The 22,167-nt window shown below is 39.3% G+C and carries 24 protein-coding genes; 12 read left to right on the top strand and 12 right to left on the bottom strand.

What is annotated here, in order from left to right; all coding sequences use genetic code 11:
- Positions 1-5: 5 nt before the first annotated feature.
- The 3 genes from AKG37_RS14550 to AKG37_RS18855 all read right to left on the bottom strand — a co-directional run bounded on the left by AKG37_RS14550 (position 6) and on the right by AKG37_RS18855 (position 2,121).
- Positions 6-737 (bottom strand): NAD-dependent protein deacylase, encoded by a 732-nt coding sequence (locus AKG37_RS14550; RefSeq protein ID WP_060699670.1) that lies wholly within the window; start codon positions 735-737, stop codon positions 6-8.
- A gap of 29 nt (positions 738-766) precedes the next feature.
- Positions 767-1,855: a mechanosensitive ion channel family protein gene (locus AKG37_RS14545; RefSeq protein WP_060699456.1), complete on the bottom strand. Its 1,089-nt coding sequence runs from the start codon at positions 1,853-1,855 to the stop codon at positions 767-769.
- Between the two features lie 164 nt (positions 1,856-2,019).
- Positions 2,020-2,121, bottom strand: a complete 102-nt coding sequence (locus tag AKG37_RS18855) for a YhdX family protein (protein WP_017360338.1) — start codon at positions 2,119-2,121, stop codon at positions 2,020-2,022.
- A gap of 298 nt (positions 2,122-2,419) precedes the next feature.
- Here AKG37_RS18855 and AKG37_RS14540 point away from each other — a divergent pair, with 298 nt between their 5' ends.
- From AKG37_RS14540 to crcB (AKG37_RS14530), 3 genes are read left to right on the top strand one after another with little or no spacing between them, the layout of a single operon-like run.
- On the top strand, positions 2,420-3,136 hold the full coding sequence (locus AKG37_RS14540) for a glycerophosphodiester phosphodiesterase (protein ID WP_060699455.1): 717 nt from the start codon (positions 2,420-2,422) through the stop codon (positions 3,134-3,136).
- Between the two features lie 5 nt (positions 3,137-3,141).
- Positions 3,142-3,537, top strand: a complete 396-nt coding sequence (gene crcB / locus AKG37_RS14535) for a fluoride efflux transporter CrcB (protein WP_060699454.1) — start codon at positions 3,142-3,144, stop codon at positions 3,535-3,537.
- On the top strand, positions 3,538-3,903 hold the full coding sequence (gene crcB / locus AKG37_RS14530) for a fluoride efflux transporter CrcB (protein WP_060699453.1): 366 nt from the start codon (positions 3,538-3,540) through the stop codon (positions 3,901-3,903). It begins immediately after the preceding gene.
- On the opposite strand, the gene AKG37_RS14525 is transcribed toward crcB (AKG37_RS14530), so the two are convergent.
- On the bottom strand, positions 3,900-4,292 hold the full coding sequence (locus tag AKG37_RS14525; RefSeq protein ID WP_060699452.1) for a hypothetical protein: 393 nt from the start codon (positions 4,290-4,292) through the stop codon (positions 3,900-3,902). The two genes, crcB (AKG37_RS14530) and AKG37_RS14525, sit on opposite strands and share 4 nt — an antisense overlap.
- 88 nt (positions 4,293-4,380) lie before the next feature.
- Positions 4,381-5,754 (bottom strand): hemolysin family protein, encoded by a 1,374-nt coding sequence (locus tag AKG37_RS14520; protein ID WP_060699451.1) that lies wholly within the window; start codon positions 5,752-5,754, stop codon positions 4,381-4,383.
- A 335-nt stretch (positions 5,755-6,089) separates the two neighbouring features.
- Between AKG37_RS14520 and AKG37_RS14515 the strand changes: the two genes are divergently transcribed.
- Positions 6,090-6,530, top strand: coding sequence for a MerR family transcriptional regulator (locus AKG37_RS14515; protein ID WP_060699450.1), 441 nt, complete (start codon positions 6,090-6,092; stop codon positions 6,528-6,530).
- A gap of 58 nt (positions 6,531-6,588) precedes the next feature.
- Entirely contained in the window at positions 6,589-7,920 is a 1,332-nt protein-coding gene (locus tag AKG37_RS14510) for a hemolysin family protein (protein ID WP_060699449.1), read from the top strand.
- A 39-nt stretch (positions 7,921-7,959) separates the two neighbouring features.
- Here AKG37_RS14510 and AKG37_RS14505 read toward each other — a convergent pair whose 3' ends face one another.
- Positions 7,960-8,562 carry a lysophospholipid acyltransferase family protein gene (locus AKG37_RS14505; RefSeq protein WP_060699448.1) on the bottom strand — a complete coding sequence of 201 codons (603 nt, stop codon included), beginning with the start codon at positions 8,560-8,562 and terminating at the stop codon, positions 7,960-7,962.
- A 371-nt stretch (positions 8,563-8,933) separates the two neighbouring features.
- Between AKG37_RS14505 and AKG37_RS14500 the strand changes: the two genes are divergently transcribed.
- From AKG37_RS14500 to AKG37_RS14490, 3 genes are read left to right on the top strand one after another with little or no spacing between them, the layout of a single operon-like run.
- Positions 8,934-9,425, top strand: coding sequence for a sigma-70 family RNA polymerase sigma factor (locus AKG37_RS14500; protein WP_060699447.1), 492 nt, complete (start codon positions 8,934-8,936; stop codon positions 9,423-9,425).
- Positions 9,418-10,476, top strand: a complete 1,059-nt coding sequence (locus AKG37_RS14495) for an anti-sigma factor (RefSeq protein WP_060699446.1) — start codon at positions 9,418-9,420, stop codon at positions 10,474-10,476. The genes AKG37_RS14500 and AKG37_RS14495 overlap by 8 nt, the downstream gene beginning before the upstream one ends.
- Positions 10,464-10,754 (top strand): hypothetical protein, encoded by a 291-nt coding sequence (locus AKG37_RS14490; RefSeq protein WP_024425288.1) that lies wholly within the window; start codon positions 10,464-10,466, stop codon positions 10,752-10,754. The genes AKG37_RS14495 and AKG37_RS14490 overlap by 13 nt, the downstream gene beginning before the upstream one ends.
- A 69-nt stretch (positions 10,755-10,823) precedes the next feature.
- Here AKG37_RS14490 and AKG37_RS14485 read toward each other — a convergent pair whose 3' ends face one another.
- Together AKG37_RS14485 and AKG37_RS14480 are read right to left on the bottom strand one after the other, a co-directional pair.
- Positions 10,824-12,224 (bottom strand): branched-chain amino acid transporter BcaP, encoded by a 1,401-nt coding sequence (locus AKG37_RS14485; RefSeq protein ID WP_060699445.1) that lies wholly within the window; start codon positions 12,222-12,224, stop codon positions 10,824-10,826.
- 452 nt (positions 12,225-12,676) lie between these two features.
- Positions 12,677-13,498: a C40 family peptidase gene (locus tag AKG37_RS14480; protein ID WP_060699444.1), complete on the bottom strand. Its 822-nt coding sequence runs from the start codon at positions 13,496-13,498 to the stop codon at positions 12,677-12,679.
- A gap of 353 nt (positions 13,499-13,851) precedes the next feature.
- Here AKG37_RS14480 and AKG37_RS14475 point away from each other — a divergent pair, with 353 nt between their 5' ends.
- The gene (locus tag AKG37_RS14475) at positions 13,852-15,216 is read left to right on the top strand and encodes an alkaline phosphatase (protein ID WP_060699443.1); all 1,365 of its coding nucleotides are present in this window, start codon (positions 13,852-13,854) and stop codon (positions 15,214-15,216) included.
- 47 nt (positions 15,217-15,263) lie between these two features.
- On the opposite strand, the gene AKG37_RS14470 is transcribed toward AKG37_RS14475, so the two are convergent.
- Complete coding sequence (locus AKG37_RS14470; protein ID WP_413596955.1) at positions 15,264-16,688, bottom strand: SpoVR family protein; 1,425 nt, start codon at positions 16,686-16,688, stop codon at positions 15,264-15,266.
- 67 nt (positions 16,689-16,755) lie between these two features.
- Positions 16,756-17,955: a globin domain-containing protein gene (locus AKG37_RS14465; protein WP_060699441.1), complete on the bottom strand. Its 1,200-nt coding sequence runs from the start codon at positions 17,953-17,955 to the stop codon at positions 16,756-16,758.
- Positions 17,956-18,138: 183 nt separating this feature from the next.
- On the opposite strand from AKG37_RS14465, the gene AKG37_RS14460 reads away from it, so the two are divergent.
- Both AKG37_RS14460 and AKG37_RS14455 read left to right on the top strand, forming a co-directional pair.
- Positions 18,139-18,570, top strand: coding sequence for an Rrf2 family transcriptional regulator (locus tag AKG37_RS14460; protein WP_060699440.1), 432 nt, complete (start codon positions 18,139-18,141; stop codon positions 18,568-18,570).
- A 160-nt stretch (positions 18,571-18,730) separates the two neighbouring features.
- Positions 18,731-20,206: a catalase gene (locus tag AKG37_RS14455; RefSeq protein ID WP_060699439.1), complete on the top strand. Its 1,476-nt coding sequence runs from the start codon at positions 18,731-18,733 to the stop codon at positions 20,204-20,206.
- A 103-nt stretch (positions 20,207-20,309) separates the two neighbouring features.
- Here AKG37_RS14455 and AKG37_RS14450 read toward each other — a convergent pair whose 3' ends face one another.
- A complete protein-coding gene (locus AKG37_RS14450) occupies positions 20,310-20,693 on the bottom strand; it encodes a YqzG/YhdC family protein (RefSeq protein ID WP_060699438.1) in 384 nt (127 codons plus the stop codon).
- Positions 20,694-20,821: 128 nt separating this feature from the next.
- Between AKG37_RS14450 and AKG37_RS14445 the strand changes: the two genes are divergently transcribed.
- Positions 20,822-21,070, top strand: coding sequence for a YhdB family protein (locus tag AKG37_RS14445; RefSeq protein WP_024425297.1), 249 nt, complete (start codon positions 20,822-20,824; stop codon positions 21,068-21,070).
- Positions 21,071-21,105: 35 nt separating this feature from the next.
- Here AKG37_RS14445 and AKG37_RS14440 read toward each other — a convergent pair whose 3' ends face one another.
- Positions 21,106-21,990: a GNAT family N-acetyltransferase gene (locus AKG37_RS14440; RefSeq protein WP_060699437.1), complete on the bottom strand. Its 885-nt coding sequence runs from the start codon at positions 21,988-21,990 to the stop codon at positions 21,106-21,108.
- Between the last annotated feature and the right edge of the window lie 177 nt (positions 21,991-22,167).

Raw genomic sequence — 22,167 nt, 5'->3', positions numbered from 1 at the left:
ATCCTTTATAAAGCTTTCACGAGATCGCCAATTCGTTCATGAAAGACAAGATCAAAAAGCGGATCGAATTCTGTTTCACTCAGATTCATCATCACCATAAAGATGGAAGGATGATGAGCTGCATCTTCTGGAATATATCTTGCTGGCGCTACTTCTAGGGAAGTTCCCATGACGAGCAGCATGTCCGTTTTCTGAAGTGATGACTCTACTTGATCAAAATGCTTTACCCTGTCTCCAAAAAGGACAACATCTGTTTTCAGCACACGTCCACACGTACTGCCATCTGAGGAAATCCTTTGACAGACTGGCACCTCTTCTTTTAATAAATAAGGAAGATCATACACCGCCTGACACGATGGACAAGCAGCTGTTTGAATGGAGCCATGGAGTTCATATACATGCTGGCTTCCCGCCTTTTTATGCAGGCCGTCGATATTTTGGGTGAAAATATCCACATGCTTTCCTTGTTTCTCAAGGCTGGCTAAAAAGGTGTGCCCGCTATTTGGCTCGTACTGTCCGCTCATTTTCATCTGAAACAATTCCTTGAATTTCGGCCAGAATTGATGAGGGTTTGATAAAAAGTAGGACCGGCTCATCGCCTCCATGCGAGCAGTATCTTCTGTCCACAGACCACCTGTTGATCTAAAATCAGGAATACCCGATTCTGTGCTCATACCCGCACCTGAAAGGACTGTAATATGTGAAGCCTGCGATATTCTCTCTCTTAGCGCTTCCACCTTTGTTTGATCCACTCACCATTCCTCCTTTATTGGCCTACCTGCTTTTCACCTTTTTGTTTCATATAAATGGTCTGTCCAGGGAAAGCAAATTCTACACCTTCTTCGTGGAAAATATCCATGATGCGATAGTTAATATCTTGCTTAATATCGAGGTTTTCAGACCAAGCTGTCGTGTTTGTATAAAAGTTGAAAAACAAGTTCAAATAACTGTCTGCCAATACGTCCAGATTCACCATAATCGTTTCCTTATGCACACCATCATGCTCGTGAAGCATTTGTTTGAGACGCTTAATACACTGGTCAATGTTTTCCTTTGGTGTATTGTAGGAAACACGAACAGAGAACGTAATTTGACGTTTATTCATTCTAGTCCAGTTTGTGATCGGCTCCTTAGAAAGCGTAGAATTCGGAACCGTCACAACTGCCTCAGCAGGTGTTCGAAACTTTGTGCTTCGAAATGTAATGTCCTCGACAGTCCCAAGAACACTTGGCGTCTCAACAAAGTCACCCATCGTAAAAGGCTTCTCTGTAATGATGACAATCCCTCCAAAAAAGTTAGCCACTGTATCCTGCGCAGCGAGCGCAAAAGCTAGGCCGCCTAGACCAAGACCTGCCACAAGTCCATTGACATCATAATTAAATTCTTGTGCAATGATACTAATACTTAGTGCGATAATAATGAAGCGAAGTACCTTTGATAAAAACGGTGCTAAAATATCATCCATTTCTAATTCAAATTTCGAATTTACCTTTTGAAATAAGAAGGAAGATGCTGCGGTTAAATTACAAAGTCCCCACGTCAGCATCAAAATAATGGAGGATCTATACAATTTAATGATGACATCCATATGATGCTCAAAGTATGGTGCCTGCCTTAACGCAAAATATAAACCAAGTGCTACAAAAAACAGTCTAGCTGGTTTTTCAAATGCCACAACAATTTGGTTAATGACCTCCGTTTTAGACCGATTCGTCAGCCTAAAAAGAAGTTGAAATAAATACTTCGTAAATACTTTCCGAAGCAATAAAAAAAGCAATAAAATACAAAGGCTAATACCTATTTGGATCGCGATATCTACTGTGAAATATGTATCCATCCATTTTTGTGTAAACATATCTGTCTCTCTCCTTTAAAACAATCCTCTCTAGTTTATAATATAACCTTCGTTCATGTCCTCTCTTAAATGTCTGACCTCTACATAAAAAGCCTCGGGACCGGCCCCGAGGCATGATGTTCAAATATGAAATTTTGGCTAGAGACATATCGACGGGCAGCAAACTACTTTTTCTTCTGAGCCTGATCAAGGAGAGTCGCTTTAAACATTTCAGCATCCGTTTCGGCCTTAATACGTTCTTCCACTCTAATTCTCCCTTTACCCAATCATCTCGCCTCCTTTTCATCATTATAAAACATCAGAATTTTCAGTCAACATGACGAAAGCACTAATATTTTGACGAACGCTGACGATTTGGACAAAATTGATCGAAGAAAAAATGATGTAGTTCAGATTTACTCAATAATAGCTTGGGATATTCCTGCCATTTTTCATATAACAAGCTTTCTCAGCACATCCCATTCATCATTACATACAGCTCTCCTACGCTCCATATAGTAAAGAAGGAAAAGCAGCAAAAATTTGATATGATAAGACCAGAACTTATGTCAGGAGCTGGAGCATGTGTATATTATCGCGCATAGAGGGTCATCAAGCGCTGCCCCAGAAAACACCCTCGCCGCATTTGATTTAGCTGTTCAGCAAGGTGCGGATTATATTGAGTTAGATGTACAGCTGACAATGGATCAGCAAGTAGCTGTCATTCATGATGATACCGTTGATCGAACGACAAACGGAAGCGGACTCGTGAAAAGTTATACAATGGATCAGTTGAAGAAACTGGATGCAGGAAGCTGGTTTGATCAACAGTACACCAACGAACGAATTCCTACATTACAAGAAATTCTTGAGAGATACAGCCAGCGTATCGGGATACTGATTGAGATCAAGCATCCAAAACGGCAGATTGGGATTGAAAAGGCAGTTGTCGACATCATCAACCGGTTTGCCTATTCCCGTCACATCATGATTCAATCTTTTGATGACGCTTCACTTCAAAGAGTCAAAGCTTATGCTCCTTCTCTTCGAACAGCTTTTATTATAAAACCCTCTGCCTTCAAGTTGACGAAAAGAAACTTAGCGGAGTACAGTTTATTTGCGGATTGTCTTAATATGAAGAAAACAATGATCAACAGATGGTGGATTGATCGCATCCATTCATTCGGGATGGATGTCTTTATATGGACAGTGAAAGACCAAAAAACAGCCGACCGGATCAAAACATACCCCATTGATGGGGTTGTGACAGATCATCCTCTATTTTTTCTAAAGGAGAAATGATGTAAATGAAAGCATATCTCGCCGTATTTATCGGTGGACTGGTTGGTACACTTTGCAGATATGAACTAAGCCAGTCCGTTATCAGCCAGACGTTCCCCTATGCAACGATGATCGAAAACGTAACAGGCAGTCTGCTTCTTGGTTTTTCAACAGGATACTTTATATTCAAAAAGGGAAAAAAGTATCTTGCCGCTTTGATTGGAACAGGGTTTTGCGGTGGTTTTACGACAATGTCCACTTTTTCTAAAGAAACGGTCCTCTTATTACAGAATGGTCAGTTCACATCAAGTGTGATGTACATTCTGCTCTCTGTGATTGCCGGAGTGGGCGCTGCCTTATGTGGTCTGATCATCGCTCAGCGCCTTTTTCATCAACATGAACAGCAGAAAGGAAGCAGATAAATGATTGTATTTTATACAGCTGTTGCTGGCGGGATTGGCAGTGCCCTTCGTTTTTTCATCAGCACATCAATTCAGAAAACCAGATCTCATGCTCGTTTTCCATATAGCATCATTCTCATCAACTTACTCGGCGCAGCCGGGTTAGGTTTACTGACAGGTACAGTGACTGACAATGATCCACTGCTTATGATTATTGGAACCGGTTTTTTCGGTGGCTTTACAACATTCTCCACATTTAGTGTAGAAGCTGCAACTATGCTGCATGAACGGCAAATTGGACAACTTGCTGTCTACTTATTAGTCACAATCGTAGGTTCTTTATGCCTCTTTGCGGCATTTTTTCAAATAGGACAACGTCTCTTTTAAATATTGGTGATCGCAGCTAAGCTGATGAGCAATTGATCCATTAGCTGGCGCTTCATTAAAAAGAGTGTTTTTTCACTATAGCCGATTTCCATTGCACATTTTGCCATTCGCCAATCTCGAAAATATTTGTTATCGATGAGCTGCTGCTCAATTTCATCCAACTCTTTTAGTGCTGTTTCAATACAAGCAACGATGAGTTCATACTGACTTTTTTGCTCCTCTAACTTTTTCCGTGTCATGTGGTTCAGATGATGCGGGCTTCTTTTTTCAAGCTGCCTTTCGATATTTAAGATCGCAGCTTGATAATTTTTGAAATTTTTTAAATGAAACTCAATTCGTTTCATTGAGCTTTTTTTCTCTGTGATACTTACAGTTTCATACCAAAGCATGTTCATCCCCCTTAACGAACGTTTGTTCTCATTATATACGAACGCACATTCGTTAAAAAGAGACTAAATACCTAAAAAAACCTTGAGCTTATTTTTCGCTCAAGGTCATTTCATTTACTAGTAAAGGCTCCTTTATATCAAGCCCAGAGTGTGTTTCTGACGATGTGACGCCTTTCTTCAAGTCGATCTTCTTAACGTAGCGTCCATCCATTTCCAGCACTTTCATCCGAATATCAGCAAGATAGATGGATTGCCCTTCTCGGATATCAATATTCTCATTTAAGATTAATCCGCCTATTGTATCAATTTCTTCATCATCATAAGAGATTTCAATCAAATCTTGAACTTCATCTAATCTCACTTTGCCATCTATAACATAATGATGATCGGCTCTTTTTTGAATAACCGGCTGCTCATCTTCATCGAATTCATCTCGAATATCTCCAACAATCTCTTCTAAAATGTCTTCCGTTGTAACAAGACCAGACGTTCCGCCATATTCGTCAGTTAAGATCGCAAGGTGCATTCGATCGCGCTGCATCTTAACGAGAAGCTCCTGAATCGGAATCGTGTCAATGACCTCAATCACTGGATAAATATAATCTTGAATCTTCAGTTGATCTTTTTCTTCTTGATACACAATATCTGCAAAAAGCTGCTTTTTGTTCAGCATGCCGATGACATGGTCTTTATCCCCTGAGAACACAGGGAAACGGGTATACTTTTCCTGCGTCATGATGGCAAGGATATCATCTAATGGCATATCTTCTGGAATCGCACAAATTTCTCTCCGCGGTATCATGATCTCTCTGGCAATTCGATTATCAAAATCGAAAATTTTGTTCATATAATTATATTCTGATGGGTTGATTTCCCCGTTTTTTAAGCTCTCAGATAATAAAATCTTCAATTCCTCTTCAGAATGGGAATGCTCTTTTTCAGACCCCATATCGATGCCCATCATTTTGGTTAACAAACGGGCTGACCCGTTTAACACATAAATGAAAGGGAACATAAGGATATAAAATGCATGCAGCGGTCCTGACAGCCATAATGTCATTTTTTCCGCCTTTTGAATCGCAAGTGTTTTTGGTGCAAGCTCACCAACGACTACATGTAAAAAGGTAATGATAGAGAACGCAAGTGTTGCTGAGATCAGGCTGATTGCTGAATCAGGAATGTTTGTCAAACCAAAACCTCGAACCAAAAGTTCTTTTACCGCCGGCTTACCAATCCACCCTAAACCAAGGGATGTCACTGTAATACCGAGCTGACAGGCTGACAAATATTCATCTAACCTTGTTGTCACCTTTTTCGCCATGATGGCCTTTTTGGACCCTTCGGCAACAAGCTGATTAATTCTTGAACTTCTCACCTTTACAATGGCAAATTCAGATGCAACAAAGAAAGCGGTCAACGCAATCAAAACACCGACTATACTCAGATTAACAATATCGTCCATTTAACCTTGCTCTTTCTTAGAAGAACAAGGAGTCACCTCCTGATTGATGTCATGTTTTGTAAAACGGTTAACTGATTAAATAAGACGACTTTGAGGGCCCCACTTAACCACCTCCGGTTCACATTAAAATTCCGCCTCTCTACATATATATGAAACGGTATTCATTTTATCTTACCATAAATAATCTGAAAATTCCTGTATCGTCATGTTATTTTTGACATGACTGACTAAATTGAGGGAAATCCTCCTCTGTTTCTTCTTATTGGCAGGAAATATGAACAATTAACTTGTATTTCAGCCTAGAATTATATTAAACTATTTTCATAAACTATAACGTGACGGTTAGGAGGAGATGTTCAGATGGGGCTGAGAAAAAGTATCGTATTGGTGAACTAGCACAGATTGCACAGGTGACGAAACGAACTGTAGATTATTATACAAACCTAGGTTTGCTTGCGCCTGTTAGATCTTGCTCAAATTATCGTTATTACGATGAACATGCTTTAAAACGATTACAATTAATCGTTCTTTGCAAACAGCAGAGATTGGCTCTTTCTGACATCAAATCCAGATTAGATGAACAATTCCCTTCTCAAAAGGAAGATCATGATGAACTTGTCCATTTAACCTCTGATATCGATCGGATGAATGAGCATATGGACCGCATTTTGACACGTTGTAAGCAGCTTCAGCCAGAACAACGTGAAAAACTAAAAGAGCAGCTTACTCCTGAAAAAATGACGGCTGTCCAATCATTTTTACTGCTGTTAAGTTAAAATTTTTACTAAACAGGAGGTGTTACCTTCGTTCTCAAAGTCAGAACGAAGGCCTTAATTGGACATAGTTAATTTACTCATAGTTGCTTTACTTATAGCTTTAACCGCGTTTTTCGTTGCATCAGAGTTTGCGATCATTCGTTTAAGAAGCTCAAGAATTGATCAATTAATCGCAGAAGGTAATAAAACAGCAGTTGCTGTCAAGCATGTAACGACTCACCTTGATGAGTACCTATCAGCCTGTCAGCTTGGTATTACCATTACCGCCCTTGGTATTGGTTGGTTAGGGGAAGAAACAATTGCGCATATGCTTGCTCCACTATTTGTAGAGCTGTCGATTCCTCAATCAGCTAGTTCTATTGTCACTTTTATTATTGCGTTTAGTATCATGACGTTTTTACACGTTGTTGTTGGAGAGCTTGCACCAAAAACACTCGCCATTCAAAAGGCGGAGCAAGTATCCCTTCTATTTGCTAGACCACTGATGATCTTCTACAAAGTGATGTTCCCGTTCATTTGGGTATTAAATGGATCTGCTCGTTTGTTAACGAAAGCGTTTGGTCTTCAGCAAGTATCTGAGCATGATATGGCGCACTCTGAAGAAGAATTGCGGATTATTTTATCAGAAAGCTATAAAAGCGGCGAAATTAACCAGTCTGAATTCAAATATGTAAATAAAATTTTTGAATTTGATGACCGTCTGGCGAAAGAAATTATGATTCCTCGTACCGAAGTTGTCAGCTTCCCTCATGATATTACTATTGAGGAAATGCTGAAGGTGACAAAGGTAGAGAAATATACACGTTATCCAATTGAAGATGGCGATAAAGACAACATTATTGGTGTTCTAAACATTAAAGAGGTTCTCACTGCCTGCATTAGCGGTGAGTGTTCTACAAGTGATACGATCGAAAAGTTTGTGAATCCGATTATTCATGTGATTGAAACGATTCCTGTTCATGATCTATTGCTCAAAATGCAGCGTGAACGTGTACACATGGCCATTTTATCAGATGAATATGGCGGTACAGCTGGACTTGTGACTGTTGAAGACATCCTTGAAGAAATCGTCGGTGAAATTCGTGATGAGTTCGACATTGATGAAATCAACGAAGTGCGTAAACTTGGAGAAGACCATTACATCTTTGATGGCAAGGTCCTTGTTGATCAAGTCAATCTGCTATTAGGTACACAGCTTGATAATGAAGAGGTCGACACGATCGGCGGCTGGTTCCTTACTCAGAAATATGAAGTAGAGAAAAATGACGCCATTCGTGAACAAGGATATGAATTTATCATTAATGAAGTCGATGGCCACCATGTGGCATACATCGAAGTAAAAAAATTAAATGAGCAATTATTAGAAGCAGCTGAAGAAGGCGCTTCGTAAGAAAAAAACGACCCTTGCCTAAGCAAGTGGTCGTTTTTCTTATGCCTTTTCCATTAATTGAGCTTCAAGCTCTTTGATTCTCGTGTTTAATACTTCCGTCATGGCACCTAATCTTTCTTTTGGCGGCAGATGGTCAAATTCAGACAGCTCAATCGGTTCACCGATGATTAAACGCATTTTCCCTTTTTTGAAAAGACTTTTCGCATTTGAAGGCCCTTTATATGCAGCTGGAACAATTGGCGCTTTACCGAGCTGCGCAATGGTCACTGCTCCTCTTTTTAAAGGAACATCCTCTGTTGTACGTGTTCCGCTTGGAAAAATCCCAACGATCTTTCCCTCTTTTAATAATTTAATGGGCGTTTTAATACTGCTTGGCCCAGGATTCTCTCGATCAACTGGAAAGGCATGAATCTTTTTTAAAAATCCACCGATCCATTTATTTGCAAACAATTCTTTTTTCGCCATGTAGTGGATCTCAAACGGAAGAATTCCTGCGCCTAATGCAAGAACATCCACAAAACCCTCATGTGTACAAGCAATGACAAAACCCCGATCAGTTGGCAGATTCTCTTTTTGATATACTTTGATTCCACCTCGGAGACCAAATAATACTTTGACGGTATAGCCTGAAAATTTATACATAGTGCACTTCCTTTGTTTGAAGAATGAAGGATTTGTCTCTATTATAACAAATTTTTTATTACCTGGTACTAAAAATTTCTAAGCAGGCAGATGCCTCATCTCATTTTTCGTTTAAAATGAACGATCTGTCTGTATTCATACGCAAGGTTTTAGGAGAGAATAGAATAGGAATTATGTCCAATTTTGTCGTTTTACGATGATTTTTCCTGATTTGTTCTATTGAAAATGCTTTATAAATGACGCAAATTTCGCTATGATAAGGAGAAATGATTTTGATTCAGCGAAAGAAATGAGTAATGTACGGTAATGACAAGTTTCGTGCAACTTTATGCCTTTCTTATGCGTGTATAACATAGAGGGGAGAAAAATCAGTGACGATCGATGAAATTTATCAAATGTATATGAACGATGTTTACAGGTTTCTGCTCTCCATGACAAAAGACAAACATTTGGCAGAAGACTTATTGCAGGAAACCTTTATGCGTGCTTATATACATATTCATTCCTACGACCATAGCAAAGTGAAACCTTGGTTATTTCAGGTGGCACGAAATGCTTTTATTGATTATGTCAGGAAACATAAAAAAGAAGTGACCATATCGGATGATCTCATTGGCGGTCTTTTACAAACGTCTGTACAAAGCCCTGCTGAACAGGTTGAGATAAAAGAAGTCCTCAACATGTATTTGGAGCAGCTTCCAGATAACTACAAGGAAGCGTTGACATTGTATTATTTAAAAGAACTGAATTATAAGGAAGCATCCACGGTCATGAATATTACTGAAGCAAATTTTAAAAGTGTTTTATTTCGTGCAAGGCAGCGCCTAAAAGCACTTTACAACAGAGGTGTTAATGATGAATGAAGAGTTTAACAAGCGATGGGAACAATATAATAATGGTGAGATGAATGAGGATGAAATGATAGCGTTTGAAGAAGAGCTTGAAGAAAACGAAAAGCGCTTAAGTCAGGAACTGAACGACTCGGATTGGACAGACTTTTCCATCAGTCCTGAAAAACAAAAAGCCATTTTACAATACGGAAAAAGAAAGTCATATTTACGTATTTCCGTACTTGCTGTCATATCGACACTCATTATTTTACCGCTTTGTACATTAGGAAGCTATCTATACTACGGTGTTGGCGGAGCTGAGAGCAAAGGCAATCATTTCATGGAAACAGCTGCTGTAACAGTCGCTTTGACAAAACCAAACGTGGCCATTGATATGAAGGATTTAAAGGGTCAGGTCAAGCTTTTTGGGATGAACACCGAATTGAAGCTGCAAAAACAAATTGGCAATAAAACAGAAGCCATTGGCAGTGAACAAATCGAGATGTTTTTCGATAAATTAAAGCAGCCTACTATCTCTTATTATGGGGACAGCGCACGCGAAACAGAGGATTTCTTTACCCACCCTTCGGCGCAGGCAGATACCTCCAAAAAACAAACACTCACTACTTTAGACAAGCTTCCTGAAGGAACAGTGAGTGAAGTGTATGTATCCTATGACAAAGCTTACACACCTAAAGACGTGTATTCTTTTGCTAAAAAATACGATATGAAAGTACTCTGGAATGCGATGAAAACAGAGGATTCTTTAAGTGGCAACCAGCGGCCGATCGGCTTCCCTGGAAGAGACTCTGAATTTTTAAAAGAGCTCCAACACACATCAAAAACAGAGGTAGATCAATTCAAAGATGCCCTTGCTTATGTTAATCAGCATCCGACCTGGGCAAAAACGATTTCTGGCAGACCTGAGCTTGATCTGTCTAACCGAATTCGCTATATCAATCAAAATGGCGTCATGATTTATGGCTCTGTGATCACAGGTCCTTCTAAAGAAATTGAGAAATTTGTGAAAACAAAACGCATTAAAACGGCAAAAGTGAGCGAGGTGGAATTATGGAATTGGTAAGAATTTTTAAAGAGCATAATGTATTCGGCTGGATTTCTGTCGGCACAGCGATATTATCCTTGCTCATGCTGAACCTCGCGATTATCAGTAACGTGACATTTTATTCTTTTCAAATGCTTCCTTTTGCAATGGCCGCAGTTCCATTTGGCATTATTGAATTGTTCATTAAAAAAGGCCGTACGGGCCCAGGTTTCCTTGGTGTCGTACTGAATATCTTTGTCATTGTTTGTGTCTATGCCATCGTATCAATCGATGTCGATCTTCAACTAGGTTTTTAATCAGTACCCAAAATGGAAAGCCCGTCTTACTTGACTGCACCAAGTAGGCACGGGCTTTTTTTGATTCATTTATTTTTTATTTAATTCCGAGTGCTTTCTTGAATATAAGAAATATACGACTAACCCAATAGCAAGCCAGATTAAGAAACGAACAAAAGTAATGGCACCAAGCTTATAAATGAGCAATCCGCAAGATAGAATAGCTAAAATAGGGATAAGCGGAACTGCTGGACATTTGAATGCTCTCGGTAAGTCCGGCTGTGTTTTTCTCATCACAATGACCGCCACTGAAATCAAAATGAATGCTGATAGTGTTCCGATGTTTACTAGACTTGCCAGTTCATCAAGTGGAATAAAGCCACCCATTAATGCTGACAATGTACCAAAGAACAGTGTATTAATATAAGGTGTTTTATACTTTGGGTGAACCTTTGAAAGTACCTTTGGCACCAAGCCGTCGCGTGACATAGCAAACATAACACGTGTTTGGCCGTACAGCATGACTAGCATAACAGTTGTCATTCCTAGAATTGCTCCGACATCTACAATACCAGCCACCCAATTTTGTCCGGCTACTTGTAAAACTAGAGACACTGGATGGGATACTCCCTCAAAATTCATGAAAGGAACGATGCCCGTCATAATCGCACTAACAATGACATAAAGCAGAGTACAAATTAATAAGGAAGTGATGATCCCTCTAGGCAGGTTGCGTGATGGATTTTTTGTCTCCTCTGCCGCAGAAGCAACTGCATCAAACCCGATAAAGGCAAAGAATACAAGGGCTGCTGCACTTAAGACACCTGATGTCCCAAATGGCACGAAGGGTGTCCAATTTTCAGGTTTGACATATTTCACAGCCACTAGAATAAAGAGCAGGATGACCGCAATTTTCATAATCACCATGACGTTATTGACACGTTTTGATTCTTTAATACCAAAATACAGCAGGAAAGTGATGATCATTAAAATAATAAATGCTGGAAGATTAAAATATGTCACTTGCCCCTTTAAACCACCTGGTGCTGCTGTTAACTCCACTGGTATATGAATTCCGATCCCATTTAAAAATGATACAAAATAGCCTGACCAGCCTGCTGAAACAGCACTTGCGGCTAGCATATACTCTAAAATTAAATCCCAGCCAATGATGAACGCTAAAAATTCTCCCATTGATGCGTACGTAAATGTATACACAGATCCTGATACAGGCACAGTGGAAGCAAATTCCGCATAAGAGAGTGCTGCAAACAAACAAGCGAGACCTGCGATGACAAACGATAGAACGAGTCCTGGTCCTGCAGTGACGGCCCCTGTACCTGTCAGAACAAATATCCCTGTTCCGATAATGGCTCCAATGCCAAGCATGGTTAAGTCAAATGAACCCAATTCCTTTTTTAACGCTTTTTCCCCTTGTGTTGCCGCAATGAGCTCTGAAATGCTCTTTTTTCTAAACAACGAATTGCTCATACTATCACTCCCAAAACTTAGTATCAGTCTAAAGACGCCACAATTATATCATTCACAATATTTTCTGAATATTTAGATTAATTTTAGCGCAATAAATTGATGGCGTAAAATTATTATATATGAAAATTAAAAAATGAAAACACTTTTTTTAAAAAAAGTGTGAAAATTCTTATATATCAAAGGATTCATCTGTCAATCAGTCTGTTAGATTTTCTCCATTCCTTATTCATTTAATAACTTGTCCCTCTCAATTTATTATCCAACATTGAAAATTATATTTTATTAGTAAACTTATTATTCAACGAAAAAATAAGACCCCTTTTTCAAGCGAGTCCACACTTATGTTATTTTAAAGGCTATAGACCGATAATACTCTATGAGAAAAGGCCAATTCTGCACCCTAAATGATATATGAAAAAAGAGACTGCTTCATCGCAGTCTCTTAAAATAAATTAGTTCACAAATGTTTTTGCTCCAAGATAAATCGGCTTCCAATAGCTTGAAGTCATATCACTGATCGTTACACCATCAGAACCAGCATGGATGAACTTGTTGTTTCCAATGTAGACACCCATGTGAGATGGGCCCGATTTATACGTTGTAAAGAAGACAAAATCTCCAACTTTTGGTGTTGATACACTTTTCATCGATCCCCAGAAACCTTCAGTTGTCTGTCTTGAAATCTTTTTTTGTTTGTTAATGATATACCACATAAATCCACTGCAATCAAAGCCATTCGGTGTTGTTCCACCCCACTTATACGGTGTACCAGTCTGCGCTTTAGCATCCGATATAAGCTTAGACGTGTTTAAGGAAGAAGTAGAGACCGTTTTTTCTTTGACAGGTGTTGTCTTCACTTTAGATGTCTTTTTCACCTTTAGCTTTTGCCCAACTTTAATGACGTCTGATTTGAGTTTATTTAACGATTTTAGTTGTTTCACAGTCATTCCGTACTTTTTGCCAATCTTAGATAATGTATCACCTTTGACAACTTTATAAGTGGCTGTTGATGAAGCCGCTTTTACTTTTGTTGTTGTTTTTGATGCTTTTTTCAAGGCAGTGCCATTCACTTTTAAGGTTTGTCCAACATAAATCACGTTAGATTTCAGCTTGTTGTCTGATTTAATCTTGCTGACGGTTGTTTTGTATCTTTTCGCTAAAACAGAAAGAGAGTCACCTTTTTGAACCTTTACTGATTGTGCTGAGGCAGCTCCAGCAAATAATGTCGTCCCAAGTAGAACTGCACTTGCAGCTGTGATCAATTGTTTTTTCATCTGTTCCTCCTGTATGTATCAATCGTGATCCGAATTTTTATCTACTTACTATTATAAGGATCGAATACCAGAAGAAATAGTCTTGACTTCCTACGACATTATGCTTATTAATTCGGCAAAATTTATTTTTTTTTAGGGTTCTTTTTATTTCATTTTTATTACACAATCATGACAAAAAATCGCATCTTGTCATGGATAAATGATACATTCATTTCTCTTTTTGGTTCATTCTATGTAAAGTGGACCTTTACAATTTTAAAGTGAACTTTACGGTCCTGTAAAAAGGAATCCACAATTCTGCTCTACCATTGTAAACGTAAGAGCGATACATAAACAATGAGGAGGCAAAATGAATGAGTGTGTTGAAAAGCTCGAAAACGAAAATCGCTGCAGTAGCAGCAGCATCTGTGCTATCAATTGGCATTTTTTCAGGGATTGAATTTGGGCAAGCTGACAAGGCTGAGGCTAAAAAGAAGCCAAAAAATGACGTGCAAAATGTGATCGTGCTGATTGGAGATGGCATGGGAACACCTTATCTTTCAACTTACCGCTCATTTAAACACAACGGTGACCTTTCAAAGCAAACAGTGTTTGATCCTTACCTCACTGGCATGCATAAAACATACCCTGACGACTCTAAAAATAACATCACCGATTCAGCAGCGGCTGGTACAGCCATGGCGACTGGTAAAAAGACATACAACAATGCAATCGGCGTAAATAAAAACGGCAAAAAATTAAAAACCGTTTTAGAAGAAGCCAAACGCAAAGGAAAGTCTACGGGTCTTGTCGTGACATCTGAATTAACAAATGCCACGCCTGCTGCGTATGCCGCACACGATGTGTCTAGGAAAAACACCGCAGCCATCGCTGATGATTTCTTCGATGAGAAAATCGGAAAACAGCATACAGTCGATGTCATGCTTGGCGGAGGGCTCGTCGATTTTGTCCGGAAGGATCGTGATCTGACGAAGGAATTCAAGCAAGCAGGTTATGATTATGTCACCAATAAAGACGCTTTACAAAAAAACAAAAATCAAAAGGTGCTGGGCATTTTTGCGGATGGAGGTCTCGATAAAGCCATTGATCGTGATAAAACGACACCTTCCCTGCAAGACATGACATCTTCAGCTATCAAGCAGCTGTCTAAAAACAAAAAGGGATTTTTCCTGATGGTCGAAGGTAGTCAAATTGACTGGGCTGGACATGATCATGATATTGTCAGTGCGATGAGCGAAATGAAGGATTTTGAGAAAGCATTTGAAGAAGCGATTCGTTTTGCGAAAAAGGATAAAAATACGTTAGTCATCACTACTGCTGATCATTCAACTGGCGGACTTTCCTTCGGAGCAGATGGTTCAGGCAGCTGGGATTATCAGCCTGTCAAAGCAGCAAAAAAGACACCTGATTTTATTGCAAATAAAATAGCAGGCGGCATGACGGTTGAAACTGCGCTCAAACAATACATCGACCTTGATTTCACAAAAGAGGAAATCGCTTCGATTCAAAAAGCAGCTGAAACAAAAGATCCTGTTCAAATTGATGATTCAATTGAAAAAATCATCAACACGAGATCACATACAGGCTGGACCACATCTGGTCATACAGGTGATGAAGTACCATTCTTTGCATATGGACCAACAAGCCAGCAGCTAAAAGGTCTCATGGAAAACACAGATCAAGCGAAACATATTTTTAAGCTGCTGAAAAACCAATAAAACGGGCAAAAAAGATGTCTGCTAAGAGACATCTTTTTTGGTCTTTTTTAAGCCAGATACTTCCTATGAACGCCTTTTCCATCATACGAAAACATCACTTCTTTTCCTTCAAGAACTGACTCGATGTGTACACTTCTCCCCCACAGCTGAAACAAATATGGAAGCACTTTTTCTAAGTATTTGAGATCGAGCTCAATGCCTTCATACCAATGTTTAATATAGAGTTCATTATTTTTTAAATAGTCGCCGTCGATGACCGTCAAATACGGAAAGCCGCCATTGACCCTCATGCTGACTAGCTGGTCACGAACAGCCTTCCATTCTTTATCAATGACTTTATAATCTCTCCCCTGCTTCTGAAACAAGTACAAATCTTCTCTCATGACAAGATCTTTCGTTAAGTAGTTTCGAATAAAGGAAATATCTGATTCAATTTCTCTGACTTCAAACATTTTGCTGCGGCCAGATCCCTCTGTGACCCCTGCTTTTTTTAATTCTTCACAAGGGTTGTCATAGCGCTCTTCGATATCTTCAAAAATCTTCAAGCCTAAATAATAAGGATTGATCCCTGTTTTAGATGGCTGCACCACACCTGCATTTAATTTTGCAAATTCAATTGATTCACTTGAATCCAAATCAAGCTCTCGCATAATCCGCTGATGCCAATACGATGCCCAGCCTTCATTCATAATCTTTGTTTCCAGCTGCGGCCAAAAATAGAGCATTTCTTCTCTCAGCATGGTGAGGACATCCCGCTGCCACGGCTCTAGCTCCCTGGAATGCGCCTCAATAAAGAGTAAAATATCTTTTTCCGGCTTTGGCGGGAATTGCTTGACGGTTTTCTTTTTCTCACGCGTCTTTGGCTCATCCATTCCCCACAAATCATCATACGGCGTTTGACGTTTTGGTTTATCTTCTTCATATTCTTCTTCATCGTCCATATTCCAGCTTAATTTTGAGCGAACAAGAGACGGATCAATATGCTCTTGAAGAGCCAATACAGCGTCTAAAAAGGATTCCACTTCTTTTGTTCCATGGATATGCTCATATTCTTTGATCCGCTCTGCCGCCGCTGACATGCTTTCGACCATATCTCGTTTTGTGTTTTGGAAACGGCAATTATTTTTGAAGAAATCACAGTGTGCCAATACATGAGCCACAATTAATTTATTTTGAACAAGCGAATTGTTATCAAGTAGAAAGGCATAGCAAGGATTTGAATTGATCACCAGCTCATAAATTTTGCTTAATCCTAAATCATAATGAAGCTTCATTTTATGAAATTGCTTTCCAAAGCTCCAGTGGCTGAATCGCGTTGGCATTCCGTATGCACCGAACGTATAAATAATTTCCGCGGGACAGATTTCATACCTCATCGGATAAAAATCTAGACCAAATCCTTCTGCAATTTCTGTAATTTCATCAATGGCTCTTTGTAAAAGACGTTTTTCAGATACGCTCAAGGAAACCATCCCTCCTCATCGGACTTATCCCTACTATATGAGCGTATGTAAAAAAACATGATGTTCCGCCAATCGTTTAGACGACTTCCATTTCTTTCGTAGATTGCCCGCCGAATGCTTCGAAATGAATATTCTGTGCTGGAATTCCCAGCTCTTTTAAAATATGAATGATCTCCTTTGTAAACACCGGGGAACCGCATAAATAAAATTGGCCTTTCCCTTCTCCGATCATCGATTGAAGGAATGGAAGATCAATGCGGGAAGCTGCCTTTTCAACAAGCTCACCTTTACCTGGCTGTGCTAATTGTTCGTTACATAGGATTATGCGCCCATGAGAAGCTGCTGTTAGAACGCTTTCAAACTCCTTTTCAAAAGCGGTCACATCCTCTATTCGATCTGCATGAATCATTGTAAATGGAAGGCTGTTTTGAGCTGCTGTTTTCATTAAACCGATCATTGGTGTAACACCAGACCCAGCACTGATGAAATAAACAGGCTCATTTGTGTTTTTTTGTAAACAGAACATCCCCTGCGGCATACTCACTTGAAGAACGTCCCCTTCTTCCATTTCATCATGCAAAAAAGTGGACACATGACCATCGCGCTTAACCGTAATGCGGTAATAAGATGGATGATGCTGATCTGATAAACTGTATTGTCTGCTGCACATATATGCTTCACCCGGCATATCTGCCTGAACCGTAATATATTGGCCTGCTTCATACATCGGCAGCTCTGATTCATCTTCTGGTACTAAATAAAAGGAGATAAGCGATGGAGATTCTTGTAACTTTTTCTTTATCACAAACGGTTTCACATCTGCCCATCCGCCTGTTTCTTTCACATTTTTATCCATCATGTCTGCTTCTATGGTGATGAAAATATTCGCAATGATGTCATATGCAGATTTCCAAGCTAATAAGGTGTCATCTTCTTCTGTTAAACCAAATACGTCTTTCATAGCTTCAATCAGATGATATCCCACAATTGGATACTGCTCTTTTTTGACCATGACACTCACATGCTTATGGGCAATTTGTTTAACCGCAGGAAGCAATTCCTCTAATCGATCGATATGCAATGCAGCTTGATATAGTGTGGCAGCAAGTGCCTCTGGCTGACTTCCGTTCATAAGATTTGTTTTATTAAATTGATTGAGTAGCTCTGGATGCTGGCGAATCATATTTTGATAAAAAACAGTCACAAGTTTGGTTCCCTCGGCTTTTAGTAAAGGGGCTGATTTTTTAATCGCATTCAATTGGTCTTTAGATAACATCGTTATTCCTTCTTTCAAAAGAAGTATTTTAAATACATCTTTATCGTAATGGAAGACAGTCTCTAAAAGCAATATTTACAATACATGTTTTAAATGTTGTCACATTTCACACTTTATCGAACAGTTTTTGTCTAAAATGTGTTACGATGATACAAAACTCTATTAGGTTTAGAGGTTGTCAAAATGAAACTTACGAATTATACAGATTTCTCATTAAGGGTACTCATTTATTTAGCGTCAAGAGAAAACAATGAACTGTCAAATATTCAGCAGATCGCCGATGTATATCGCATTTCAAAAAATCATCTGACGAAGGTGATTTATCATCTTGGAAAACGTGGATATGTGGAAACGATCCGTGGAAGAAATGGCGGGATTAGGCTTGGGAAAAGCCCAGAAAGCATTAATATTGGCGAGGTTGTCCGTTATACAGAGGATGATTTAGTCATGGTTGAATGCTTTGATCCTAAGAAAAACAGCTGCATCATCTCCCCGATTTGTTCATTAAAGCATGTACTTCATGAAGCACTCACTGCTTATTTAGGCGTTCTTGACCAATACACACTAAAAGATTTAACACAAAACAAAGATGCTCTCAGAGAGCTCCTGCTTTAAGACGAAAGAATATGATTCTTTCGTCTTTTTCTTTACCTTCTTGTAATAATAATTTATTTAAAATTATTATAAATAAATATTGACTATCATGTTTGATTCAATATAATTAGGGTATATAGATTGCTAGAAAACACTTTTTTGTTTACAGGAGGAGAAAAGAATGACAAATTCAAATCATAAAAATTTGACAACGAACCAAGGTGTGCCTGTTGGCGATAACCAAAACTCAAGAACAGCTGGTCACCGTGGACCTTCCTTTCTTGATGATTACCATTTGATTGAAAAACTTGCACACTTTGATCGTGAACGTATTCCAGAACGTGTCGTTCATGCAAGAGGCGCCGGCGCTTACGGTGTGTTTGAAGTAGAAAATAGCATGGAGAAGCATACAAAAGCAGCCTTCTTAAGTGAAGCAGGGAAACAAACAGACGTTTTTGTTCGCTTCTCAACGGTTATTCATCCTAAAGGTTCACCTGAAACATTGCGTGACCCGCGCGGCTTTGCTGTCAAATTTTATACAGAAGAAGGCAACTATGATCTAGTTGGTAACAACCTGCCGATCTTCTTTATTCGTGATGCATTGAAATTCCCTGATATGGTTCACTCTCTCAAACCAGATCCTGTAACCAATATTCAAGATCCTGACCGTTATTGGGATTTTATGACCTTAACACCTGAATCCACTCATATGCTCACATGGCTCTTCTCTGACGAAGGAATCCCTGCGAACTACGCTGAAATGCGCGGTTCTGGTGTGCATACATTTAGATGGGTCAACAAATACGGCGAAACAAAATATGTGAAATATCACTGGAGACCATCAGAAGGTATTCGCAATTTATCGATGGAAGAAGCAGCTGAAATTCAAGCAAATGATTTCCAGCATGCGACTAGAGATTTATATGACCGTATTGAAAAAGGCAACTACCCAGCATGGGACTTATATGTTCAGATTATGCCGCTTAGCGACTATGATGAACTTGATTATGATCCATGTGATCCAACAAAGACGTGGAGCGAAGAAGATTACCCGCTTCAAAAAGTAGGACGTATGACACTCAACCGCAATCCTGAAAATTTCTTTGCTGAAACAGAACAATCTGCTTTCACACCAAGTGCACTTGTTCCAGGAATTGAAGCATCTGAAGATAAACTGCTTCAAGGTCGTCTGTTCTCATATCCTGATACACAGCGCCACCGTCTTGGTGCGAACTACATGCGCATTCCGGTGAACTGCCCTTATGCACCTGTACACAATAACCAGCAGGATGGCTTTATGACAACGACTCGCCCAAGCGGTCATATTAACTATGAACCAAACCGTTATGACGATCAGCCAAAAGAAAACCCTCACTACAAAGAAAGTGAGCCAGTTCTTCACGGCGACCGTATCGTGAGACAAAAAATTGAAAAACCGAACGATTTCAAACAAGCTGGGGAAAGATATCGAAGCTACTCTGAGGAAGAGAAACAAGCATTGATTAAAAACCTAACAGCTGATCTGAAAGATGTAAATGACAAAACAAAATTACTTGCAATCTGCAACTTCTATCGTGCTGATGAAGATTACGGACAACGTTTGGCGGATTCACTTGGTGTGGATATTCGCGCTTATCTTCAAGGAAGCATGAAGTAATTTTATCGTAATGAACGTTTCTAATTAAAATGTTGGACAAAGGGCTAAAATGATCTTGATTTTAGCCCTTTTTTTGTTTTCAGCTTAAGTACTTGAGTGTTTTTTATAGCCGGAACACGTTAATACTAATCAAATGACCGGTCACCGGATGAAAATAAATTTCTGCATGTGCAGCAAAGTGAGTTGAGCCTTCTTTTACGGTCACGCGAAACACATCTTTTGTCTGCTCATCATTCACTTGTGTACGGCCGATGTAATGATAATCGTTTAAAGCGGCACCTTCATATTCATCTTGCAAGGCAGTGTATGCAAGTCTTTCCCAATTTTCAAGCGGCTGCCCCGCTGCCTTTGATGCAGGATGGTTCATCAAACTGCCAAGCAAAACCATTCCTGCTGTAAAAAGCATCCACAATTTCGGCTGCATGATATCACTGATCTCACTTTCATCTATATTTTGTTTAGGTTTTGCTGGCCAGTCCTTTTTCATACATGAAGCATTTATTCAGCCTATAATTCCCGGTACACGATTGATGCAGGCACCAACATTTCCCCTGAAAAAGTCGATATGATCCGAGCAAACTAATGAGGACTTCTCAAGGGAAAGGAGAAGGTTTAATGAATGTGGCGGATTATGATAAAGCACTTTATTATACGCATCGCTCGCAATGGGATAATTTACTTATTCTTATGGTACGTACGCAAGATGACTTGCTCTCGAAACGTATTGAGCATTTCTTACATGCGTATCAATTTAACCGGAACGATGCAGATGTTGAAAAATGTTTATATGGACTCCTGCAGTACATTGACCACGCCTCTGAAGCTGCTGCTGCTGAAGTTTATTCACAACCGATGTACACATAAAGAAAAAGGCTGATTTTCAGCCTTTTTACATACCTTTAACAGTGCGCTGTGATTGGAAACATAAAGTGGCCTAATGCCCAATCTTTTTTTGTGTAAATAAACAGTGCATCCTCGTCATTTGGTGTCGTGACCGCGTGTAAGCCATCAATTGACGTATCAGGCGTAAAATAGAAAATCACTTTTTCTGTCGTTTCCTTCACAATGCTTGCTACAACTTCTTCTACATTTGGCGTTTGAAGCGAGATCATATCAAACACATGCATCGTTTCATTTTCTTCATTCATCAGCACAATGGTATCTAGCGTTTCAATATAAAAAATGGCATCTGGCCATACTAATGTAAAATAAAACATCAATAAGCTGCCATGATCCTCAGCGTTCAGCGTCATTGAGCCCGTTTGACGTTTTTCTGCGAACTGTTCAAGGATTGGCAGGTCTTGCTCCAATGTCAGCTGTTTGAGTTGTACATCTTTTTTCATTTGAATGGTACTTTTATTGATATCTAAGCAAAATTCACTTTCGTGATAACGAGTAAAGCCAAATCTCGGATAAAAATTCAGCACGGAATCGTTGGCAAAAAGAAAGATCATATCACAATCATTTTCGTATTGATCCATAATATGCTGTATTAACTTTGTCGCTAATCCTTTATGACGATAGGCTTGATCTGTCATTACCGTACCGATTTGAACAGCCCGATACGTTTGACCATCAATGATCACAGACATGAGATAGACGGAAGCGTTTGAAACCACTTTTCCATGATGAACAAAGGAATAAGGAATATATTTTTCATCCCAGTACCCTCTTTTGTACCAGTCACTAAAATCCAAATCAAATGTATTGATCGCAAGCTGATTAAAGCTCTCTTTCAATTTGTGATCATGACGATAATCACTTACTAATTCATATGTCTCCACTTTGTTTTCCTCCTATTTTAGTTTTCGTTTTCCCTGTGATTGACCGGCTCATCACCTCCTCCAAAATAAAAAAGACTTGATGAGCATATCTCATCAAGTCTTTTATGGTATCTTAATTAGAAATTAGACTGTTCATGCTTCTCTTTTCACGCAAAAGGGCACGACAAATAAACCAAC

It is taken from the genome of Bacillus australimaris (genome assembly GCF_001307105.1).
In the GTDB taxonomy this organism is placed as follows: domain Bacteria; phylum Bacillota; class Bacilli; order Bacillales; family Bacillaceae; genus Bacillus; species Bacillus australimaris.
The sequence above is the reverse complement of the archived record's forward strand: the minus strand, read 5'-3'. Positions and strand labels throughout refer to the sequence as shown.